Origin of the sequence: Pseudomonas sp. PDM05 (assembly GCF_014851685.1) — a bacterium.
In the GTDB taxonomy this organism is placed as follows: domain Bacteria; phylum Pseudomonadota; class Gammaproteobacteria; order Pseudomonadales; family Pseudomonadaceae; genus Aquipseudomonas.
Genome location: NZ_JACVAC010000004.1, coordinates 139,989 through 160,032, shown reverse-complemented (window position 1 = coordinate 160,032; position 20,044 = coordinate 139,989). Strand labels below are relative to the sequence as shown.

Genomic DNA, 20,044 nt, shown 5'->3' with positions numbered 1-20,044 from the left:
GGCGGCTGCGCCACCCAGCGCGGGGCAAGCCCGCTCACTACAGATTGTCGAGTTGCGTATAGGTAAGATGGATGGTCACCGAGACCTTTTGCCGCATCGAAGGTATCCAAACCGCAATAAAGAGGAGTCATTGCAATGGCCCGTATTACCGTTGAGCGTGCACATTCCCTGGGTAAAGAAGGCGCTCGGGCAAAGGCCGAGAAGTTGGCGCATAAACTCAAGGAGCAATATGGCCTGGAGCCATCGTGGTCTGGCGATACCTTGAACCTCAAGCGTTCGGGGGTTAAAGGCACGGTATTGGTTGCAGATGATTCGTTGCGTATTGATGTGGAACTGGGCCTGTTGATGTCGGCCATGAGTGGCACCATCAAGTCCGAAATCGAGAAAGCCCTGGATAAGGCATTGGCGTGATCCGAGTGTTCTAGGGTGCCGATTCTAATTTTTCCTCCTACTTTGTGCCCAAGCCCTCAACTCCTGCGGGCCGTTCCTCCACCCTATTTCGCGTGAGGTGCACCATGGCCAAAGTTATCTTGAAGAAAAAAATCGATGCCCCGACTACTGCCCTGAGCGAGGTTAAAACCTACGCCCGCAAGATCTGGCTGGCGGGCCTTGGTGCGTATGCCAAGGTTGGAAGCGAGGGCAACGAGTACTTCAAGGAACTCGTCAAGGCGGGTCAACATGTTGAAAGTAAAGGTAAAAAAGTTGCAGTTGAACAACTTGACGCTGCCAATAGTCAGATTGACCAAGTAAAGAGTAATGTCTCCTCTGTCAAAGGTCTGGTAGAAGTTCAGCTGGATAAAGTTGAAAAAGCTTTTGATACTCGTGTTGCAAGTGCCTTGAATCGAATCGGCATTGCGTCTAAACATGACGTGGAGACACTCTCTGCTAAGCTCGAAGAGCTGACGGCATTGCTCGAACGTGTCGCGCGTAAACACTAAGGAGACATCGGGATGGCTGTTCAAAAGAAACCTCAGAAAGAAGGCAGCTCGTGGGTCGGGAAAGTTGAAGAATATTCCCGCAAAATCTGGCTGGCTGGTTTAGGCGTTTACTCGAAGATCGACAGTGACGGCAGCAAACTCTTCGAGACTCTGGTTAAAGACGGCGAGAAGGCCGAGAAAGTAGCCAATAGCGCAGTTGGTAAAAAAGTAACTGCCGCCAAGGCAACTGCCGGTTCGCGTATCAGTGATGCGAAGAAACAAGTACTGGGTACTTGGAGCGAACTGGAAGGGGCTCTGGACAAGCGCCTCAACAGTGCCATTTCGCGTCTGGGCGTGCCGAGCAAGACTGAAATCAAGGCACTGCACAGCAAGGTCGATACCCTGACCAAGCAAATCGAAAAACTCACCGGCGCTAAAGTCGCTCCTGTGAAAACGGCTGCTGCAAAACCTGCTGCTAAGCCAGCGGCGAAAACCGCAGCCGCCAAACCCGCTGCAAAAGCTGCGGCCAAGCCTCTGGTCAAAGCGGCCGCCAAGCCGGCTGCGAAAGCTGCAGCCAAGGCGCCCGTCAAAGCGGCTGCCAAACCAGCGGCAAAAACCGTCGCTGCAAAACCTGCCGCCAAGCCGGCCGCCAAGGCAGCGGTTAAACCCGCTGCCAAAGCCGCCGCGAAACCCGCTGCTGCAAAATCAGCTGCCAAGCCGGCCGCCGCGAAACCGGCAGCCAAGTCTGCTGCAGCCAAGCCAGCGGCAAAAACAGCCGCCGCGAAAAAGCCAGCAGTAGCGAAAAAACCGGCAGCACCGAAGCCTGCTGCTGCAGCGAAGCCTGCATCTGCGCCAACTGCTTCCACAGCCAACTCGGTGCTCGCACCGACCCCTGCTGCTGTGACGCCGACGGCGACGCCGTCAACCCCGCCGTCCTCCAGTCAATCCTGATCTTTGCAGGACCCAACAATGCCCGGCCTGTAAGGTCGGGCATTTTTTTGCGTGCTCACTTCATGGGTGCCTATAGATGGCGCATTATTGCGCCCACGGGCAAGCTGTCTGGTACGGAGATGGTGGCTGCAAAGGTGACGCTGTTTCAAGGTTGAAATATCGGTCACACGCTGCTTGAACAACTCCCGGCAGGAATAGCAGTAATGGTGTAGGAATAAGTGTCAGGGGAAACTTCATCCTTTTTCCTTTTTATTCTGTCGCAATGACAATGGAGCGCATTGAAAAGCGCTCCACTGACCGGGCTATGGTGGGGGATGGGACACGCCTTTATTCCGTGGATGCCGGTTCAGCCCGAGATCCGTGCCACTTCGTATAGTGATCAGGATGCGTCGGCGTGCGAGTGACTTTTTCAGTTGTAGGTGATCGACACCGTAACTGCGCTGGCCAGTGTGCCTTGGGTAATCGCTTGACCGGTCTTGTGGTAGGCCGCTTTGAGTGGCAAGACCGCTTTGCTGCTACTCGTCGCTACCGTCCGCGTCCGCTGGGCCGGCGTGCCGTTGGCAGGGATTGTGGCGGCAGAGGGCAACCGGGATGCCAGCCAAAGGGCGGTGCCGCCGGAGCTGCCGGTGTTGGAAAACAGCCCGGCATTGCCAACGGAGGATGTTCCGGTGAACAGGAAGCTCACGTTGCGCACGTCCGATTCGCAGTCGGCGGCAATCTCGAAATCCAGCTCGCCCGTGTAGACCACCGAATCGAAGTCTGAAATCTTGACCTCGGGCAACGTGATCAAACGGTTTTCATCGCCCGCAGCCAGGTTGCAGGTGCCAGCATTGACCTGGCCGGCAAAACGCAGGCTGCCTGTGGTCGCCGCCTGGGCAGCAGTGCCGACGAGGCTTGCGGTGACGACCATCAGCAGAGGTAGGGTTAGACGCTTCATCGAAAGTCCTTCAGGTTTCAGTTGTAGGTGATGTTGACGGTGGCGGTACTGGCAAATGTGCCAGAGCCGACAGTGCCGTTTTTGTGATAGGCCACACCGAGTGGCAGTACAGCGCGGTTGCCGAAAACGGCCACTGTGCGCGTGTCGTTGTTGCTGATGGTTTGGGGCACGCCATTGATGCGCGAGTACATCCACAGCGCTACCCCGCCAGCAGAGCCTGTGTTGGTGAAGAGCAAGTTATTCCCGGGGGCCGGGGTGCCCGTCACTCGAAAGGTGACATCCGAGGCGTTGCTGCAGTTTGCGCTCAACTCGAATTCACGCGTGCCTGCGGTGACGGAGTTGTTGAACGCGTTCACCTGCACGGTTGGCAATGTGATTGTGCGGTTGACGTCTCCGGTCGCCAGGTCGCACGTGGAGGCCGGATTGACGAAGCGTATGGAGGTGTTGAGCACCATTCGATAATGGCCTTTGCCCCCATCCCAATTGTTGTGTTGGATGTCACCGCTGGGCAGCGTGCCGGTGGTGACCGGCCCCAACTTGTAGAACTCCGCTACCAGGCGTGTTGCCCCCCACAGGATTCTCCCCGGTGCCGACACCAGGCTCTCGGTCTTGAGCTTGGCGGAGTACGGCGCGCCGGAGGTCAGCGTCACCATTACGCGCATGCCGACACCGGGCACATTGGTGTGATAAATGAGCCCGCCCGGCGCCGATATGGCTGATGTGAATCGCCCGGTCAGGAAGGTTGGGGTCGCGGTGGGGCAGTTCATATAGAACGTAGGGTAGGGCCCTGGGAATACCTGGCTGGTGATCAATTGGCCAATGCCAAGGCTTTCCGGCACGGTGATGGTGCTGGGAAAGGACACGCTGTGTTGCATGTTGGGGTAGCGGTCGCATGCTGCTTGAGCAGCCATGGGAAGAGCGTAGGCCAAGGGCACCGAAAGGAATCTGAGGCATCGCTTCATTTTCTGCTCCTGCAACAGGGCCGCACCTGGCCGTCATCAGTTGTAAGTGATGGAAATCGTAATGGCGCTGGCCAGACTGCCTTGGGTAATCGCTTCACCCGTTATGTGGTAGGCGCCAATGAGTGGCAGCACTGCCTTGTTGGCGCTGGTCGCAACGGTGCGGGTGCGCTGCGCGGGGGTTCCATTGGCTGGGATGGTTATCCAGCCGGGCGTGCGATGCGCCAGCCAGACCGCTGTCCCTTTTGAAGTACCTGTGTTGGAAAACAGCAGCCCATTGCCTGTGGCAGGTGTGCCGGCGAACAGAAAGTGCACGTTGCGAATATCGGCTTCGCAGTCGGCAGAAATCTCGAAATTGTGCGCGCCCGCATACACGGCCGAGGCCAGGTCGGAAATCTTGATGGTGGGCAACGTGATGGTGCGGTTCACGTCCCCGGCGGTCAGGTTGCATGTCCCTGAGTTGATCTGGCCGACAAAGCGCAACGTGCCTGTTGTCGCGGCCTGGGCGGTGAGATGGCCGAAGAGTGCAGTGATTGCCAGCAGTAGGGGCAGTGTGCGCAGGTTCATTCGAGAGTCCTTGGGTTTTTAGTTGTAGGTGATGTTGACGGTGGCACTGCTGATGAGCGTGCCTGAGCTCACCGTGCCGTTTTTGTGATACGCGACACTGAGCGGCAACACCGCGCGGTTGCTGGAGACAGCCACTGCGCGGGTATCGTTGTTGCTGATGGTCTGGGGCGCACCATTGATCCGTGAATACATCCACAGCGACACGCCGCGGGCGGTGCCGGTATTGGCGAAGAGCAAGGGGTTGCCGACGGCAGGGGTGCCGGTAATACGAAAGGTGACGTTGGCTGCGTTGCTGCAATTGGCTGTCAGGTCAAAATTCTGCACGCCGGCATAGACCACATCCTTCAGGGCGCTGGCTTGTATGGTGGGCAACGTCACGGTGCGGTTGACGTCACCGGCTGCCAGGTCGCAGGTGGCGGCGGGCCTGACAAAACGCACAGGGCTGCCGAGTTGTAGACGGAAACGCTCTGGAGCGATAACCCAGGTTTTTTCCCAGAACATGCCGCTCGGTACTGTCCCGCTGGTCACAGGGCCGATTTTGTAGAAGGTGGCCTCCGCTGAGGTGAAGCTGGGAATTTTCCCGTAAACCTGTTGGTAACCTTGGTTGTACAGTGCGAAGGCGGCGGGGCCGCCGCCGGCCCACGTCATCGTAATGCGCAAGCCGATGCCTGGAACCTCGGTGTGGTAGGCGCCGGTAGCCGGGTCTTGCAGGCGTGAATATCTTCCAAACACTCCGCTGTGGGTGGCAACGGTGCAATTTGCAAAGTAGGCGGGAGCCGTGCCGCTGAAGGCTTGGCGAGTGATGACACTCCCGACGGGAAGGCTGTCCGGGACCGTGATGTTCGCGGGCAGGTTCAGGGTGAACGTGTCATTTTGAAACCTGTCGCACCTCGCTTGGGCGGCGATCGGCATGCCAAGCGCAAGGAGTGTCGAAGCCAGCAGGATGGGGGACTTCATCTTCATGTCCTGTAATCAGAAGAGGTTGTTGGGAACCGCGGGCGCGAGGTGCGCGCCCGCCGGATCAGCCACGTGTGTTGGCAGAGCACGTGCCAGCATCCAGATGGCGTAAACGCGGTGTCGCATCTCCCTCCGGGCCTTTCTGCAGGCCGTATTGCAGTCGGCAAGAGGCGTCGTCATTGCTGCCCCACTTGACGGTCAACAGCCCCTGATCCTTCGCAACGCGCACAAACGCTTTGCCGCCCTGGCCAACAATGCCCACGCTGGCGCCATCCTCATCGAACACATCCGAACCGAACGGCAGCGGGCTGCCATCCTCACGCTGCGCCGTGATCAAGAGCGCCTGGCCGCTGACCGTATCGAACTGCAACTTCACCACCGACCCGGCGCGCGGCGCGATGTTTTGTGCGGCGGTCTTGAGCTCCACATCCACGGACAAGTCCTTGGGGTCCAGTTCCACCACGTTCTGGCGGTACGGCGTGAGGTGGGGCACCACGGCGTAACCGCTCTTGCCGACCTGGGCGCTGTGGTTGCCATTGATCCGCGCGCCCTGTGCACTGGGAGCCTGGACGATGCCGATGGTGTCGCCGAGCTCCGGGGCGAACGTCACGCCTCCCGAGTGAGCGACGATGCCGCCGGTCATGCCGAGGGACGTTGCGCGGTAGCTGTTGCTCTGGCCATACCCTGCGGACAGCACGCCATGGCTCGCCTGATATTTCACGTCGGCGCTCAGGGCGTTGTCACTGCCCTGGGTCCTGCTGCTGCCCACGCCGTAGCTGAACTCGTTGCGCTCACCCAGGGTGCCGCCGAGGTTCACACGTTCGCCGCTGCTTTGATTACCGCGAAAGGCCGTGGTGGTCAGGGTCGGCGAGCGAGCATCCCTGCCCAGTGGCAGGCTCAGGGTCAGATCCACTCGCTTGTCGATCCTGTCGCTCAGCAAGTCCTTGGTGCGCTGGGCGCTGAGGGTGTAGTGCATGCCCCGCCAGCTGCCGGTGTAGCCTGCGGTGAAGGTCAGGTTGCCGCTTGCGCGGTTCCAGTAGTTCTGCGAAGAGCCGGTGAGGTACACCGAGCTGTTGCCCAGGCTCTGGTTGAGGCTGATATCCATTCTGTCGCGCAGGCGTGACAGGTTGTCCAGGCTGCGCCCGTCGATGGCCAGGTCGCGCACCCTCGCGGCGTCGGCGATGCTCAGGAAGCCTTGCGTGGAGTACCGATAGGCACCGAGGGCAAAGTGAGTGCCGGTATCGGTGAAGTTCTTGCTGTAGCGCAACTGCACGCTTTGCCCGTCCCGGGACCCGTGACCGGGCAGGTTTGCGTTCGAATTGGTCAGGTCGAAGGACAGCGCGCCAAACGGGGTATTGAAGGCCGTCCCCAGTAACTGCGAGTGATAGTCCTCACCCACCACCGCCCCTGTGTAGCCGGTCAGCAGATTGTTGAGGCCGTGCTGGTAGGTCGCCTGCATCAGTTTGGGTGGATGGTTCAGGCCGATTTCATCCAGCAGGCCGACGCTCAGTGAATAGCGGCTGTAGCCCGCACGCAGCAGGTTGGCGTTGGCGGCAAACGGCACGATGAATTCGCGCTGGCGGCCATCGGCCTCGGTGACGGTGACAGTCAGGTCACCCCCATAGCCGGTGGGGAACAGGTCGTTGAGCACAAACGGGCCGGGGGCCACGGAGACTTCATCCAGCAACACGCCACGTTGGCGCACGGTCACGCGGGCATTGGTCTCGGCGACACCACGCACCACAGGCGCAAAGCCGGTCATGGAATCCGGCAGCATCCGGTCATCGCTGAACAGGCTGGCACCGCGCAGGCGCACGCTGTCGAACAGCTCGCCCGGGGTGTAGATCTCGCCCACCATCATTTGTGAGCGCAGCGGGCTCAGTTCCCGTTGCACATAGGTGCTGCTGCTTTGATAACCCGAGGCGGCGTCGGTCTGGCTGAAGCTGCCGTTATGACGCAAATGCCAGTCACCCAGATTGAGCCCGGAGTTCAGGCCCAGGTAATGGGAGTTGATCGAGCGGCCGTTCGTGCGTGTATTGAAGGTGTTGATGTTGTAGCGTGCGAAGGCCGCATTGATGCCGCTGTCCCAGTGTTTCGGGTCGACATAGCCGCGTGCCGTACGTGCCATGTAGATCTGTGGAACCTGCAGTGTCAGGCGGTTTTCGCCTGAGTCGAACTGGCTGGTACTGCCTGGCAGGTAGGTTGAAATATCCTCGCAACCGGCAAACTCGGGAATCGGCGCCTGGCCGTCCTCGACGGGTTGTTTTTGCGGTGCGTCCAGGTCGATGCCGAACCTGAGCAGTGCATCACGCTCCAGGCACATCTGCGCCGAGTCCTGGCCCTCGACCGCGACGAAGGACAACGTTTCGCGGCCAATCCACTGACCGTTGAGGTAGACGTCGCTGCGGTAGTTGCCGGGCAGTACGACGTTGCCCTGGCTGAATTTTGAAATATCGAGCTGCTGGCCACCCGCGCCATCCGGAAAGAAGGCCGGGTTGAACTCGACATTCTCCACCGCGTGGGCGGCCATCGAGTGTGCTCCGCCGAGCAGCAACAAGCTCTGCGCCGTAAGCTTCAGACGATGACATGTCGGGGACCAGTGTCTTGCTCTGGCAGGCGTGTTCAAGCTCATGTTTGCCATTTCCAAAAAAAGTGCTGTCCGAATTCGGGCAAGGGGAGGCCCTGCCCAGGAAAAAGGGCATCCAACAGGTGTGTCCGGGGTTGGAGAACTACGGTGTCGGGCTGGCCAGGTCGGTCATTTCGAGACCTTGGCGCTGTGGGAGGTCCTTACGCCAAAGTCGTCAAGCGTCTGGAACTCCACCGTGGTCGCAGCACCCGGCGGTGACTTGAGGCTGGGCAGTTCAAAGCGATTGCGGCCGCCAGGCGCCACCATGTTTTCGGCACCAGAGAGTGCGGCCTTGCGTGTATGGCGCAGCTTTGCCTCCAGCACGTCGATCTGGTCGAAGGTCACGTGGTAAGGCGTGGGGTTATAGACCTCCAGGATTTGGCCGCGCTCGGTCGATTCATGGCGCCATTGCAGTTTTGCCGGCGCGGCGTCGACCCCATAGGGCAGGTTTGGCGGGCGCAGGAACAGCTTGATCCGGGAGCGAAAGGCCAACTGCAGTTGATTGGCTTGCTTGGCGTCCTGGGACTGTGCGGGTACCTCCAGCAGGTTGAACCAGAACAGGCTTTCCTGCTTCGCCGTCAGGTTGTCGCCCGTATACGCCAGGCGCACCACCTGTTGCTTGCCTGGCTCCATGCGAAAAATCGGGGGCGTGGCGATAAAGGGAATTGCGGCCAGATCCGGAGTCGAGTGTTCGTCACCGCTGTCCAGCCAGGCCTGGATCAGTACTGGCGCCTGATTCTTGCTTTCCAGCCTGACGGTGACTTCCTTTTCGTTCTGCGGATAGATGATCCGCGTACTGTTGATCACCACGCTCGCATGCACGGACGTGGCGCCAAACAACGCGAATGCCCATGCCATGAACGGGAATGACAAAGACGAGATAAAGATCGATTTCATGGGCGAGATCATCTGGCGACTGAAGGAGTAAGACTGGCCGAGTGGCGCACCCGGGCGCCGAAGTCGCTCACGGTGGTGAACTCCACTTTCGGTGTGCCGTTGGGGCGATCACGCAGCAGCGGTAGCGCAAACCGTTTCACGTCACCGGCCGGCATCAGCAGACCGTCGTTGGCTTCCTTGTTGGGTGCTTTGCTGAAGCGTCTTCCTTCGCTCAGCAAGTCAACCGAGGTCAGGGAAATATGGTATGGCGTCGGGTTGGTCGCTTGCAGGGCATACCCCTGCTCGTGAGGCACCAGCTGCCATTGCAGTTTCGATGGTGCGCTGGCCACTGGATAGGGCAGTGCCGGCGGGCGCAGGAACACACGCAAACGGGTCCGGAACGCCAGTTCTATCTGGTTGTTTTGCTCGGAATTGGCTGAGCGTGGTGGCACCTCCAGCACATTCAGCCAGTACAGGCTTTCGCGATCGTTGGGCGCTGTTTCACCCAGATAGCGCAGGCGCAGGGCTTGCTGCTGGTTCGGCTCGATACGAAAGATCGGCGGCGAGAGGGTAAAGGGCGTCTGCGCCGTCGCGGGTGTCGAGCGCACATCGCCGGTATCCAGCCAGGTTTGGACCAGTGCCGGACGGTCGCCCTTGTTCTCCAGGCGCACCACGACCTCCTGCTGTTCAGCCGGAAAGATCACACGTGTGCCATAAATAATCACGCCTGCATGGGCGGTTAGCGCTTGTAGCGTTAACCATCCCAAGGCACAGGTGGCAAGCACTCGGCAGGCCATTTTTTTCATAGTCTCGCAACTCTTCGGATCGGGGAGGGACCTGCCCGTTTACGGCAGGTCCGTTATAGACAAGGCATGCTTGTGCGCAGGCCCTGGCCCCTTAGTCGGCGTACACAACCATAAAACCTACGCGCGTCTTGACCGTACCCTCGGTAGCGGGGGCGGTGGCGTACATTTGCGCGGCCAGCGGGATGACAGCCTGGTTGTCGGCGATCACCACACCTTCGGATTTTTCGGTGTAGACGTTGATTGGGGAGCCGTTGCGGTTGGTGACTTCCACCTGTACGTTCTTGGCGTTTTCGGTGTCATCGGGGTTGTCGTAGCCGTCGATGTTCAGTCGGCCGGTTGCTACGTCGATGGCCGGACTGGTGGGGTCGAACGCAACCATTGCGGTGCGGCCGTTGGTGCAGCTGCCTTCACCCGGTGCGCCGATGCGGATGGTGAAGCCAGTCAGGTTGGCACGGTCGCCAGGTTTCGCCAGGCGCGCAGCCGAGACTCCGCCCAGGTTGACGTCCTTGACCACAGCGCCCGTACCGGGTGCCGAACCTTCGATGGTGCAGGTTGTATCGTTGACCAGTCCGCTGAAGTTGATGGTGCCGTCATTGGCGGCATGGGCGGTTTGCGAGATGGCCGCGGCCAGGGCAATAGCAGCAAGTGTAGGCAGAGTATTGAATTTCATAGTATTCCCGATCATGAGTTTTCAGTATGTCCCGTCATTTTGCTAGTTGGCGGGCAGGGCATAATGTGTGCGGGAAAAAGAAAACTGCCTATAGAGAAGTCGCGAGTTTTATCTCGTGATAATTCGAAAAATGCGCTATTCAATCAAAATTGTTGCATTGACTTTGCGGTGTAAGACGCCACTGTAAGGCGCACCTGAAAGAACCGTCCTTATTATTTTCCCGTGTTGATCCGCAGGTGTGGGTGGGATATACCGTGTTCGCTATAACTAGAGAGTTTTTGGTTGTTCTCACTTAACGGGTTTTTTGATGCCTACTTCTTCTTCCAATACGCATACCCTCATGTTGCTTGATGATCATGAGATGGTTCGACAGGGGATCGAACTAGGGCTGGCCAATGAAGGCGACTTCGATGTGATCGGCTCCTTCGGGACGGGGCGGGAGTTGCTGGAGGCACTTGCACGGCGCCCGGCGGACATAGTGATCATGGACTTTATCCTCGGGCCATCGGACATTGATGGCCTGACCCTGATCCGCGCGTTAAGCCGGCGTTTCAAGCAGTGCAAGCCAATTGTGGTGTCGTCGCACTACACCCCCGCAAGCGTTTCGTTGGCCTTGAAAGCTGGAAGTTGGGGGGTGCTGGGCAAGACCCAGAAGATGACTGAATTGATCGCGGCCATCCGGACCGTCGCCCAGGGGCGGATTTACCTGCAGCCTTGTATGTTATCGGCCATTCAAGGTATGCAACCCATTTCTGAAGGGGAGAACATAAAGACCAAACTTGAGTTGTCATCACCGTTTCGCTTGAACGCTTGTCTGACGCCCAAAGAGCAGGAAGTATTGCGTTGCTTTCTCGATGGCATGTCGGTGAATTCAATTGCAGCAAAATTTTCGCGCAGTGCAAGTACCATCAGTACGCAGAAACAGTCGGCCTATCGAAAGCTGGGAATCAAAACCGATAGCGAGCTTTTCAAGTTTACTCGACAGTTTGGTGAGCCCGGTTAATGAGCGGTTTGTAAGAAGCATCTGTAGTTAATGGCATTTAACTAGGGGGCATCTACATACTGTAGTGCCAATCTTTCGGTCGCCTGTCGCGCCGGTGGTAACAGATGCGGTGCGACCAGCATCATGATCTGGTAGACAACCACTTGTACTTCGCCTTCTCGGTCGAGAATCCGTTGGTAATCCAGGGAAAACAACAGGGTCATGGTGATCTGCTCCACCAGTTGGCCCAGTGCCTGGGTGCCACTGACCAACTGCCCGCCGGCTTTCAACCGGGCCAGCAAAGAGGCGAGGGTGCGTTTGAGCGCCGTCAACAGGTTGCGAATGCCCTTGGCCAGCTTTGGCAGGCGCCCGGCCAGGTTTGACAGGTCCTGGAACAGAAACCGGTAATGAGCCATGCGCTCGACGATCAGGTGCAGGAACAGCCAGTAGTCCTGGGGCTCCAGCTGCGCGTCCGCCGGCGGGTCGAGCAACGGCGCCAGCTCATTCTGGAATCGTTCGAACAGCCCGAGCACCAGCGGTTCCTTGCCATGGAAGTGGTAGTAGAGGTTGCCGGGGCTGATCCCCATTTCATTGGCCACCTCCATGGTCGATACGTTCGGTTCGCCCTTCTGGTTGAACAGGTGCAGGGCGCATTCAAGGATACGGTCGCGGGTCTTCATCCAGTCTTCTTAGTCTGATCGTTGGGCTCAGCGCACCCGCACATAAGTGCCAGGTGCCGCCTCCATCGGTGGGTAATTCTGGTTGCCCAGGGCGGTCAGGGTTTCGCGTTGCACGCCGGAGCGCTGTTGGACCCACTCCAGCCATCGCGGCCACCAGCTGCCGTCGACATGGTTGGCGTCGTAGTACCAGGCGCGTGGGTCGCTGCTCAGCTTGGGGTTTTCGACGTAGTTGGCCTTGGGGTTGCCCGGCGGGTTGAGGATGCTCTGGATATGCCCGCTGTTGGACAGCACGAAGCGCCGCTCGCCGCCCAACAGCTGGGTGGAGCGATACACCGCATCCCACGGCGTGATGTGGTCGTTGATCCCGGCCACGCTGAAGCTGTCCACCGTGACCTTCTGCAAATCGATCGGCGTGCCGCACACCTCAAGGCCACCGCAATGGCTCAGCGGGTTGTGCTTGAAAAAGTCCAGCAAGTCGCCATGCAGCGCGGCGGGCAGGCGTGTGTTGTCGTTGTTCCAGTACAGGATGTCGAAGGCCGGCGGTTCCTTGCCCAGCAGGTAGTTGTTGATCCAGTAATTCCAGATCAGGTCGTTGGGACGCATCCAGGCAAACACCTTGGCCATGTCGCGGCCATCCAGCACGCCTTGCTGGTAGGAGCGGCGCTTGGCCGCTTCCAGGGTCTGCTCGTCGACAAACAAGGTCGCGGGGCTGTCGATCTGGCTGTCGAGCAGGCTAACCAGGTAGCTGGCGCTGGAGACGCGCCGCAGCTGGCGCTTGGCTTGCAGGTGGCCTTGCAACGCGGCGATGGTCAGGCCGCCGGCGCAGGCGCCCATCAGGTTGACCTCGCGGGCGCCAGTGATCGCGCGGCATACGTTGAGCGCTTCTTCCAGCGCGGCGACGTAGGTGGACAGGCCCCATTCGCGATGCCGCACATCCGGGTTGCGCCAGCTGACCATAAACGTCTGCAGGCTGTTTTTCAGGGCGTACTGCACAAAGCTGTTGGCCGGGCTCAGGTCGAAGATGTAGTACTTGTTGATTTGCGGCGGCACGATCAGCAGCGGCTTGGCGTACTGCTTTTCGCTCATGGGCTTGTACTGGATCAGCTCCAGCAGCTCGTTGCGAAACACCACCGCGCCGGGGGTGGTGGCCACTGTCTTGCCGACCTCGAACGCTTGCTTGCTGACCTGGCGCGGCAGGCCGTTGTTGTGCAGCAGGTCTTCGAACAGGTTGGTCACGCCGCGCACCACGCTGTTGCCGCCGGAGTTGAGCAGCTCCTTGATGGCCAGCGGGTTGAGCAGGGTGTTGGAGGGGGAGACCGCATCGTTGAGCAGGGAAAAGACGAAGTGCGCGCGGGCGCGGTCATCGGCGCTCAGGGAGAGGTCGTCGATCCAGTGACGGGTCTGTTTCTGCCAGCTCAGGTAGGCCTGCAGGCTGCGGCGGTAGAAGGGGTTGAGTTTCCAGGTGGGATCGCTGAAGCGGCTGTCTTTGGGGTTGGGTTCATGCATGGTTTCGCCCAGCAAAACGCGGCCCAGTTGCCCGCTCAACGCCCAGGCATGCCGGGCGGTGTGCACCGGGTTGCGCAAACCGTGGGCGGCCACGCTGCGCAGGGTCGAGAGCAAGTCCCGCCCCCTGAGGCCGGTGATCGCATTTTGCGCATTGATAAACGCGGCCGGGGTGGGCGCCGGGTCTGTCACGGGTCTTTCTCGCATGAGCCAACACTCCTTCGTCAAGCCATCAAACGGGCACGCCAATTCAGAACCTTAGTCGGTTCCTGGCAAGTTGCGCGGCGGTGTGTCCTTACACCGCCGGGCGTGGATGAATCACCGCACGCATGCGCTCCTCTTCAAGAAACTTCATGATGATCGGCGCCACGGCTTCGGCCCGGGTGATCAGGAACAGGTGGCCGTCATCGATGATGTGCAGCTGTGCGTTGGGAATGCGCCAGGCGAGCATGCGCATGTTGATCAGCGGGATCAGCGGGTCGTCGTCCCCCGCCAACACCAGGGTCGGCTGGCGGATCTTGTGCAGCCAGTGGATGCTGGTCCAGCCCAGCCCGGCGAACAATTGCCAGTAGTAACCGAGCTTGCCGGCCGAGCGCACTTTGCTCGCATGTTCGGCGGCGAGTTTTGAATCGCGGCGGAACGAGCCGCCATAAATCATCGGCGCAATGCGCACCACGTGGGACGGCTGGATATACCGGCGCGGGCTGGCCATCAGCCATAACACCTTCGGTTTGCCCGGCACCATCACCGCGCCTGCCGCCGTGGCCGCCAGGATCAGCTTCTTGCAGCGCTCCGGGTAGTCGTAGGCAAATTGCTGTGCCAGCGCGCCGCCCCAGGACACGCCCACCACGCTGACCTGGCCGTAGTCGAGGTAATCGAGCATGCGCGCGGTGAGCTTGGCCAGGCCGGGAAACCGGTACGGTCGCTTGGGCGTCGACGAACCGCCCACTCCCGGCACATCGAAGGCGATCACTTCGAGGTCTGGGTCCAGGGCCTGGACGAACGGAAACACCAACTCAAGGTTGGCACCGATGCCATTGAAGATCAGCAGCGGCGTCAAGTGAGGCTTGCCCGGGCGCACCGCCGTGCGGATGGTCTGGCCATCCAGGTCGATGGTACGGAAGATGAACGGTTGCGGCATGCTCAAGCCCTGTGAAGTGTTACTGCCGGAATGCAGTCTGAATGTGGGAGCGGGCTTGCTCGCGAAAGCGGTGCATCAGTATCAGATGTGCTGACTGACACACCGCATTCGCGAGCAAGCCCGCTCCCACATTTGGATCTCATTTCAATCTAGCGTTCGTGTACGTAGGTGCCCGGCGCCGCTTCCGCCGCGACGTAGGTTTTATTGCCTAATGTTGTCGGCGCCTTCTTCAGCTTCCCCGCCCGCTCCGCCTGCCACGCCTGCCAATGCAGCCACCAGGAGTCGGTGTGCTTGGTGGCATTTTCCTGCCAGTCCAGCGGCGTTGCCGTCAGGCTGTCGCTGGTCTGGTAGCGCGCCTTGGGGTTGCCCGGCGGGTTGAGGATGCTCTGGATATGCCCGCTGCTGGACAGCACGAACTCGACCTTGCCGCCAAACAGCTGCGCCGACTTGTAGCAGGACTGCCAGGGTGTGATGTGGTCGTTGGTGCCGGCCAGTGAGTAGATGTCTGCGGTGACCTGCTTGAGGTCGATGGGCGTGCCGCACACTTCCAGGGCATTGGCGCGTACCAGTGGGTTGTTTTTGAACAGTTCGATCAGGTCGCCGTGGAACGCGGCCGGCAAGCGCGTGGTGTCGTTGTTCCAGAACAGGATGTCGAACACCGGCGGCTCGTTGCCCAGCAGGTAGTTGTTGACCCAGTAGTTCCAGATCAAGTCGTTGGGGCGCATCCAGGCGAACACCTTGGCCATGTCGCGGCCCTCAAGCACTCCGGATTGGTAGGAGTGGCGCTTGGCCGCTTCCAGGGTTTGCTCGTCGACAAACAGCGCCACCTGGGTGTCCAGGGTGGTGTCGAGCACGCTGACCAGCAGGGTCAGGGCGTTGACCTTCTTTTCGCCCAGCGCGGCGTAGTGGCCGAGCAAGGCGGTGCAGGTAATGCCGCCGGAGCAGGCGCCGAGCATGTTGATGTCTTTGCTGCCGGTGATCGCGGTGACGACGTCCACCGCTTCCTTGAGCGCCTCGATATAGGTCGACAGGCCCCATTCACGCTGGGCCTTGGTCGGGTTGCGCCAGCTGACGATAAAGGTCTGCTGGCCATTGCGCAGGCAGAAGCGCGCCAGGCTCTTATCCGGGCTCAGGTCGAATACGTAGAATTTGTTGATCTGCGGCGGCACCACCAACAGCGGGCGCTCGTGCACCTGTTCGGTGATCGGCTTGTACTGGATCAGCTCCAGCACGTCGTTGCGAAACACCACGGCGCCTTCGCTGGTGCCCAGGGTCTTGCCCACTTCAAAGGCGCCCATGTTGACCTGGCTCGGCATGCCGCCGTTGTGCACCATGTCCTTGGCCAGGTGGGACAAACCGTCGAGCAGGCTCTTGCCGCCGGTTTCAAAGAAACGTTTGACCGCCGCCGGGTTGGCCGCACTGTTGGTGGGGGCCATGGCTTCGGTCATCAGGTTGATCACGAAGTGGCCGCGGCTGATGTCCTGGGGGGACAGGTTGCTGTCGCCGATCCAGTCGTGCAGTTCCTTGCGCCATGCCAGGTAGGTTTGCAGGTAGCGCTTGTAGAGCGGGTTCTGGCTCCAGGCCGGGTCATGGAAGCGACGGTCATCGCTTTCCGGCACCAGTTGGGACTTGCCGAACATCACGTTCTTGAGTTCGACGCCAAAGTGCGCGACATGCTTGACGCTGTGCAACGGTTGCTTGATGGCTTGGGTCAGCACCATCTTCGCCGAGGCGAGTAAGTCCTTTTTCCGTAACGCGATGATCGGGTTCAGCCCCAGGGTGTTTTCCGAGGCCTGGCGTTTCAAGTCATCGTTGTTCTTGTTACTCATCTACGACGCTCCATTGTCCGAAAGACGAGTACCGGCTACCGCTCTGTGCACCAGGTTTCGATACACGACACAAGCCAGGTACTGCGACTCGGGTGACCGTTGATACCGCATCGTCAAATGCAGGGAACTTGCCAGTTCCATTGGTTACCCGAGTTTAATTTTTTTCGCAAGCGGGCCATTCGTTGGCCACGCGACAGGGCATTCAAGCAGATGAAATTAGAAAATGCCCTCTAAAGAGCAAGACGCCTGGACTAGAGCATCAGCCGCACGACCGATTGGCTCGGGTCGCGGGTTTTGCCAGCGGCTTTGAGTTCGGCCAGATAATCGGCCCACAGCGCATCCTGGCGCACGGCCAGCTGGTAGAGATAGTCCCAGGTGAACAGTCCGCTGTCATGGCCGTCGTCGAAGGTCAATTTCAGTGCGTACTGGCCGGCCGGTTCGATCTTGATCAACTTCACGTTGAGCTTGCCGAATTGCAGGATGGGTTTGCCGTGGCCCTGGACCTCGGCCGAAGGCGAGTGGGTGCGCAGCAGCTCGGCGGGGAGTTGGTAGACCTCATCGGGCCCGTAGGTGAGGCCGAGGGTGTTGGAGGTTTTGTGCAGGTTTACGGCAGTAGGAAATTTAGTCATTGGAGATAACCCTGAAGAAACCGGCTCAAAAAAAGTGGGAGCGGGCTTGCTCGCGAATGCGGTGTGTCAGTCACACAAGTATTGACTGATACACCGCATTCGCGAGCAAGCCCGCTCCCACATTAAAGCAAAGCGGCTCTGCGTGCGGCTTACAAAATGTAGCGAGACAGATCCTCGTTCTGCGCCAATTCGCCCAGATGGCTGTTGACGTAATCAGCGTCGATCTTGATCACTTCGCCATTCTGCGCCCCAGCCAGATCGCCGGCACTGAAGGACACTTCCTCCAGCAAACGCTCCAGCAACGTGTGCAGGCGACGGGCACCGATGTTCTCGGTCTTCTCGTTGACCTGCCAGGCAATCTCCGCCAGGCGCTTGATGCCGTCCGGCTGGAACTCGATGCCCAGGCCTTCGGTTTTCAGCAACTCGCGGTACTGCTCGGTCAGCGATGCATGGGGCTCGCTGAGGATGCGCTCGAAGTCGCCCGGGGTCAGCGCCTTGAGCTCCACGCGAATCGGCAGGCGGCCTTGCAGCTCCGGCACCAGGTCGCTTGGCTTGCTCAGGTGGAACGCTCCGGAGGCAATAAACAGGATGTGGTCGGTCTTGACCATGCCCAGCTTGGTGTTCACGGTGCAGCCTTCGATCAGCGGCAGCAGGTCGCGCTGCACGCCTTCACGGGATACATCGACGCCACCGGAGTTGCCGCGCTTGGCCACCTTGTCGATCTCATCGATAAACACGATGCCGTGCTGCTCGACCGCTTCCAGGGCCTTGGCCTTGAGTTCTTCTTCGTTCACCAGGCGCCCGGCTTCTTCGTCGCGCACCAGTTTCAGCGCTTCCTTCACCTTGAGCTTGCGGCTTTTCTTCTTGCCCTTGCCCATGTTGGCGAACAGGTTCTGCAACTGGCTGGTCATTTCTTCCATGCCAGGCGGGGCGGAGATGTCGACGCCGGACACTTCGGCGACTTCGATCTCGATTTCCTTGTCGTCCAACTGGCCTTCACGCAGGCGCTTGCGGAACAGCTGGCGGGTGTTGGAGTCCGAGGCCGGTGCGGCGTCTTCGTTGAACCCCATGCGTGCCGGCGGCAGCAGGGCGTCGAGGATGCGCTCTTCGGCTGCGTCTTCGGCGCGGTGGCTGACCTTGGTCATTTCCTGTTCGCGCAGCAGCTTCAGGGCGGCGTCGGCCAGGTCACGGATGATCGACTCGACATCGCGGCCCACGTAGCCCACTTCGGTGAACTTGGTGGCTTCGACCTTGATGAACGGTGCGTTGGCCAGTTTGGCCAGGCGGCGGGCGATCTCGGTTTTACCGACGCCGGTCGGGCCGATCATCAGGATGTTCTTCGGCGTTACTTCAACGCGCAGTTCTTCGGGCAGTTGCATCCGGCGCCAGCGGTTACGCAGTGCGATGGCAACGGCGCGCTTGGCATCGTCCTGGCCGATGATATGGCGGTTGAGTTCGTGGACGATTTCGCGGGGAGTCATGGACATAATGTTTGGCGGCCTCAAGCCGGAATAAGCCTACGGCTTACTCGGCGAGGTCCTGCTCCTCAATGGTCTGGTTGTGGTTGGTGAATACGCAGATGTCGCCGGCGATGCCCAGGGCGGTCTCGACGATTTCACGGGCCGACAGGTCGGTTTTCTTCAACAGCGCGCTGGCGGCCGCCTGGGCGTAGCCACCGCCGGAACCCATGGCGATCAGGCCATGCTCGGGCTCAACCACATCGCCGTTGCCGGTGATGATCAAGGACGCGTCTTTGTTGGCCACGGCCAGCATGGCTTCAAGGCGGCTGAGGGAACGGTCGGTGCGCCATTCTTTGGCGAGTTCAACTGCGGCGCGCACGAGGTGGCCCTGGTGTTTTTCCAGCTGGCCTTCGAAACGCTCGAACAGGGTGAAGGCGTCGGCGGTAGCGCCGGCAAAGCCCGCGAGAACCTGGCCGTGGTACAGGCGACGCACTTTCTTGGCGTTGCCTTTCATCACGGTGTTGCCAAGGGAAACCTGGCCGTCGCCGCCCATGACGACTTTGCCGTGGCGACGTACTGAAACGATGGTGGTCAAGGGGAGAGTCTCCACACAGCGGGGCGAAAATGCCCTGGTGAAAACTGATATGGGGATGGCGGGGGGGATTTCAACCGTGGGGGCGGTGTGCGGACGAGTGGTGTGTATTGATCTGACACACTCTTGAGAACGCTATAGATCAAATGTGGGAGCGGGCTTGCTCGCGAAAGCGGTGTGTCAGCCGCCGAAAATATTGACTGATCTAGCGCATTCGCGAGCAAGCCCGCTCCCACATGGGGCCTGCTGTGTTCTTGGGTTTAGCGGCTCTGGCGTTGTTGTAACAACAGGTTGCTGAACCCTGCGCCAGCCAGTTGTTTCTGCGCCACGGTCAGCTGTTCACGGTTGCTGAACGGCCCCACCAGCACGCGATACCAGGTCGCATCCTTCACCGTGCCGGATTCCACCGTCACCGCCTGGCCCAGCAAGATAATCTGCGCCCGTACACGGTCCGCGTCCGCCTGCTTGGGGAACGAGCCCGCTTGCAGGAAGAACTTGGTCACCGGCGCCGCTTTGGTCTCGGCAACCGGCGGTGCTGGCGGCGGGGTGATCCCGGCCAGCGCGGCCTGGGCCCGTGCGGTGTCGATCTTTGCCGCTTCCGCAGGCGTGACCGGTGTGGTCGGCACTTGTGGGGTCGGCAGGGTTTTCTCCGGCACGGCGTCAGGTGGCACGATCACTTCGGACTCCGGCAACAGTGTGTAGAAGTCGTACTTCGGCTTCACTGGTGCTGTAGGACTTGGCGCGGTCTTGTTGGCTTCGGCCATTTTCGTGATCTTCTGCTGCTCCTGCTTGACCCGTTTGACGTCATCGCCCTTGCCCGGGTCCAGCTTCATCAGGAACACGATAAACGCGCCGACCGACAGGCCGATGGCCATCCACAGCCAGCCCGGGATCGGCTTTTTCGCCGGGGCCTGGTAGCGGCTGGCGCCGCGCTTGGGTGCAGGTTTTTTCTTGGCAGCCAA

The 20,044-nt window shown here is 60.0% G+C and carries 20 protein-coding genes; 4 read left to right on the top strand and 16 right to left on the bottom strand.

All coding sequences use genetic code 11. The features are described from left to right. The first annotated feature begins 135 nt into the window (after window positions 1–135). The 3 genes from IB241_RS10655 to IB241_RS10645 all read left to right on the top strand — a co-directional run bounded on the left by IB241_RS10655 (window position 136) and on the right by IB241_RS10645 (window position 1,868). Window positions 136–411: a polyhydroxyalkanoic acid system family protein gene (locus IB241_RS10655; protein WP_053140503.1), complete on the top strand. Its 276-nt coding sequence runs from the start codon at window positions 136–138 to the stop codon at window positions 409–411. 104 nt (window positions 412–515) lie between these two features. After that, a complete protein-coding gene (locus IB241_RS10650; protein ID WP_192298362.1) occupies window positions 516–938 on the top strand; it encodes a phasin family protein in 423 nt (140 codons plus the stop codon). Between the two features lie 12 nt (window positions 939–950). After that, window positions 951–1,868 carry a phasin family protein gene (locus IB241_RS10645; protein ID WP_192298361.1) on the top strand — a complete coding sequence of 306 codons (918 nt, stop codon included), beginning with the start codon at window positions 951–953 and terminating at the stop codon, window positions 1,866–1,868. A 409-nt stretch (window positions 1,869–2,277) separates the two neighbouring features. Here the strand turns inward: IB241_RS10645 and IB241_RS10640 are convergent, their stop codons facing one another. The 8 genes from IB241_RS10640 to IB241_RS10605 all read right to left on the bottom strand — a co-directional run bounded on the left by IB241_RS10640 (window position 2,278) and on the right by IB241_RS10605 (window position 10,266). Then, complete coding sequence (locus IB241_RS10640; RefSeq protein ID WP_192298360.1) at window positions 2,278–2,805, bottom strand: fimbrial protein; 528 nt, start codon at window positions 2,803–2,805, stop codon at window positions 2,278–2,280. Window positions 2,806–2,822: 17 nt separating this feature from the next. After that, window positions 2,823–3,767 (bottom strand): fimbrial protein, encoded by a 945-nt coding sequence (locus IB241_RS10635; protein ID WP_192298359.1) that lies wholly within the window; start codon window positions 3,765–3,767, stop codon window positions 2,823–2,825. Between the two features lie 36 nt (window positions 3,768–3,803). Beyond that, window positions 3,804–4,331, bottom strand: a complete 528-nt coding sequence (locus IB241_RS10630) for a fimbrial protein (protein WP_192298358.1) — start codon at window positions 4,329–4,331, stop codon at window positions 3,804–3,806. An 18-nt stretch (window positions 4,332–4,349) separates the two neighbouring features. After that, on the bottom strand, window positions 4,350–5,288 hold the full coding sequence (locus IB241_RS10625) for a fimbrial protein (protein WP_318652593.1): 939 nt from the start codon (window positions 5,286–5,288) through the stop codon (window positions 4,350–4,352). A gap of 64 nt (window positions 5,289–5,352) precedes the next feature. Further along, a complete protein-coding gene (locus tag IB241_RS10620) occupies window positions 5,353–7,920 on the bottom strand; it encodes a fimbria/pilus outer membrane usher protein (RefSeq protein WP_192298356.1) in 2,568 nt (855 codons plus the stop codon). 123 nt (window positions 7,921–8,043) lie between these two features. Beyond that, window positions 8,044–8,811 (bottom strand): molecular chaperone, encoded by a 768-nt coding sequence (locus IB241_RS10615; RefSeq protein WP_412547868.1) that lies wholly within the window; start codon window positions 8,809–8,811, stop codon window positions 8,044–8,046. An 8-nt stretch (window positions 8,812–8,819) separates the two neighbouring features. After that, complete coding sequence (locus IB241_RS10610) at window positions 8,820–9,596, bottom strand: molecular chaperone (protein ID WP_192298355.1); 777 nt, start codon at window positions 9,594–9,596, stop codon at window positions 8,820–8,822. Between the two features lie 91 nt (window positions 9,597–9,687). Then, window positions 9,688–10,266 (bottom strand): fimbrial protein, encoded by a 579-nt coding sequence (locus IB241_RS10605; protein ID WP_192298354.1) that lies wholly within the window; start codon window positions 10,264–10,266, stop codon window positions 9,688–9,690. A 307-nt stretch (window positions 10,267–10,573) separates the two neighbouring features. Between IB241_RS10605 and IB241_RS10600 the strand changes: the two genes are divergently transcribed. Next, complete coding sequence (locus IB241_RS10600) at window positions 10,574–11,269, top strand: response regulator transcription factor (RefSeq protein WP_225595423.1); 696 nt, start codon at window positions 10,574–10,576, stop codon at window positions 11,267–11,269. Between the two features lie 41 nt (window positions 11,270–11,310). Here the strand turns inward: IB241_RS10600 and IB241_RS10595 are convergent, their stop codons facing one another. The 8 genes from IB241_RS10595 to IB241_RS10560 all read right to left on the bottom strand — a co-directional run bounded on the left by IB241_RS10595 (window position 11,311) and on the right by IB241_RS10560 (window position 20,044). Then, a complete protein-coding gene (locus IB241_RS10595; protein ID WP_192298353.1) occupies window positions 11,311–11,928 on the bottom strand; it encodes a TetR/AcrR family transcriptional regulator in 618 nt (205 codons plus the stop codon). Window positions 11,929–11,955: 27 nt separating this feature from the next. After that, on the bottom strand, window positions 11,956–13,638 hold the full coding sequence (phaC, locus tag IB241_RS10590; protein WP_192298352.1) for a class II poly(R)-hydroxyalkanoic acid synthase: 1,683 nt from the start codon (window positions 13,636–13,638) through the stop codon (window positions 11,956–11,958). An 88-nt stretch (window positions 13,639–13,726) separates the two neighbouring features. Further along, the gene (gene phaZ / locus IB241_RS10585; protein WP_017738853.1) at window positions 13,727–14,572 is read right to left on the bottom strand and encodes a poly(3-hydroxyalkanoate) depolymerase; all 846 of its coding nucleotides are present in this window, start codon (window positions 14,570–14,572) and stop codon (window positions 13,727–13,729) included. A 149-nt stretch (window positions 14,573–14,721) separates the two neighbouring features. Beyond that, the gene (phaC, locus tag IB241_RS10580; RefSeq protein ID WP_192298351.1) at window positions 14,722–16,401 is read right to left on the bottom strand and encodes a class II poly(R)-hydroxyalkanoic acid synthase; all 1,680 of its coding nucleotides are present in this window, start codon (window positions 16,399–16,401) and stop codon (window positions 14,722–14,724) included. A gap of 251 nt (window positions 16,402–16,652) precedes the next feature. Continuing rightward, a complete protein-coding gene (locus IB241_RS10575) occupies window positions 16,653–17,030 on the bottom strand; it encodes a gamma-butyrobetaine hydroxylase-like domain-containing protein (protein ID WP_192298350.1) in 378 nt (125 codons plus the stop codon). Window positions 17,031–17,179: 149 nt separating this feature from the next. Continuing rightward, a complete protein-coding gene (hslU, locus tag IB241_RS10570; RefSeq protein WP_012721807.1) occupies window positions 17,180–18,517 on the bottom strand; it encodes an ATP-dependent protease ATPase subunit HslU in 1,338 nt (445 codons plus the stop codon). Between the two features lie 37 nt (window positions 18,518–18,554). Beyond that, complete coding sequence (gene hslV, locus IB241_RS10565) at window positions 18,555–19,085, bottom strand: ATP-dependent protease subunit HslV (RefSeq protein ID WP_003171209.1); 531 nt, start codon at window positions 19,083–19,085, stop codon at window positions 18,555–18,557. 257 nt (window positions 19,086–19,342) lie between these two features. Beyond that, complete coding sequence (locus IB241_RS10560) at window positions 19,343–20,044, bottom strand: SPOR domain-containing protein (RefSeq protein ID WP_192298349.1); 702 nt, start codon at window positions 20,042–20,044, stop codon at window positions 19,343–19,345.

Excerpts from the sequence above, each read along its gene's own strand:
- IB241_RS10655 (WP_053140503.1), top strand. The coding sequence starts at position 136 with ATGGCCCGTATTACCGTTGAGCGTGCACATTCCCTGGGTAAAGAAGGC.
- IB241_RS10650 (WP_192298362.1), top strand. The coding sequence starts at position 516 with ATGGCCAAAGTTATCTTGAAGAAAAAAATCGATGCCCCGACTACTGCC.
- IB241_RS10645 (WP_192298361.1), top strand. The coding sequence starts at position 951 with ATGGCTGTTCAAAAGAAACCTCAGAAAGAAGGCAGCTCGTGGGTCGGG.
- IB241_RS10640 (WP_192298360.1), bottom strand. The coding sequence starts at position 2,805 with ATGAAGCGTCTAACCCTACCTCTGCTGATGGTCGTCACCGCAAGCCTC.
- IB241_RS10635 (WP_192298359.1), bottom strand. The coding sequence starts at position 3,767 with ATGAAGCGATGCCTCAGATTCCTTTCGGTGCCCTTGGCCTACGCTCTT.
- IB241_RS10630 (WP_192298358.1), bottom strand. The coding sequence starts at position 4,331 with ATGAACCTGCGCACACTGCCCCTACTGCTGGCAATCACTGCACTCTTC.
- IB241_RS10625 (WP_318652593.1), bottom strand. The coding sequence starts at position 5,288 with ATGAAGTCCCCCATCCTGCTGGCTTCGACACTCCTTGCGCTTGGCATG.
- IB241_RS10620 (WP_192298356.1), bottom strand. The coding sequence starts at position 7,920 with ATGAGCTTGAACACGCCTGCCAGAGCAAGACACTGGTCCCCGACATGT.
- IB241_RS10615 (WP_412547868.1), bottom strand. The coding sequence starts at position 8,811 with ATGAAATCGATCTTTATCTCGTCTTTGTCATTCCCGTTCATGGCATGG.
- IB241_RS10610 (WP_192298355.1), bottom strand. The coding sequence starts at position 9,596 with ATGAAAAAAATGGCCTGCCGAGTGCTTGCCACCTGTGCCTTGGGATGG.
- IB241_RS10605 (WP_192298354.1), bottom strand. The coding sequence starts at position 10,266 with ATGAAATTCAATACTCTGCCTACACTTGCTGCTATTGCCCTGGCCGCG.
- IB241_RS10600 (WP_225595423.1), top strand. The coding sequence starts at position 10,574 with ATGCCTACTTCTTCTTCCAATACGCATACCCTCATGTTGCTTGATGAT.
- IB241_RS10595 (WP_192298353.1), bottom strand. The coding sequence starts at position 11,928 with ATGAAGACCCGCGACCGTATCCTTGAATGCGCCCTGCACCTGTTCAAC.
- phaC (WP_192298352.1), bottom strand. The coding sequence starts at position 13,638 with ATGCGAGAAAGACCCGTGACAGACCCGGCGCCCACCCCGGCCGCGTTT.
- phaZ (WP_017738853.1), bottom strand. The coding sequence starts at position 14,572 with ATGCCGCAACCGTTCATCTTCCGTACCATCGACCTGGATGGCCAGACC.
- phaC (WP_192298351.1), bottom strand. The coding sequence starts at position 16,401 with ATGAGTAACAAGAACAACGATGACTTGAAACGCCAGGCCTCGGAAAAC.
- IB241_RS10575 (WP_192298350.1), bottom strand. The coding sequence starts at position 17,030 with ATGACTAAATTTCCTACTGCCGTAAACCTGCACAAAACCTCCAACACC.
- hslU (WP_012721807.1), bottom strand. The coding sequence starts at position 18,517 with ATGTCCATGACTCCCCGCGAAATCGTCCACGAACTCAACCGCCATATC.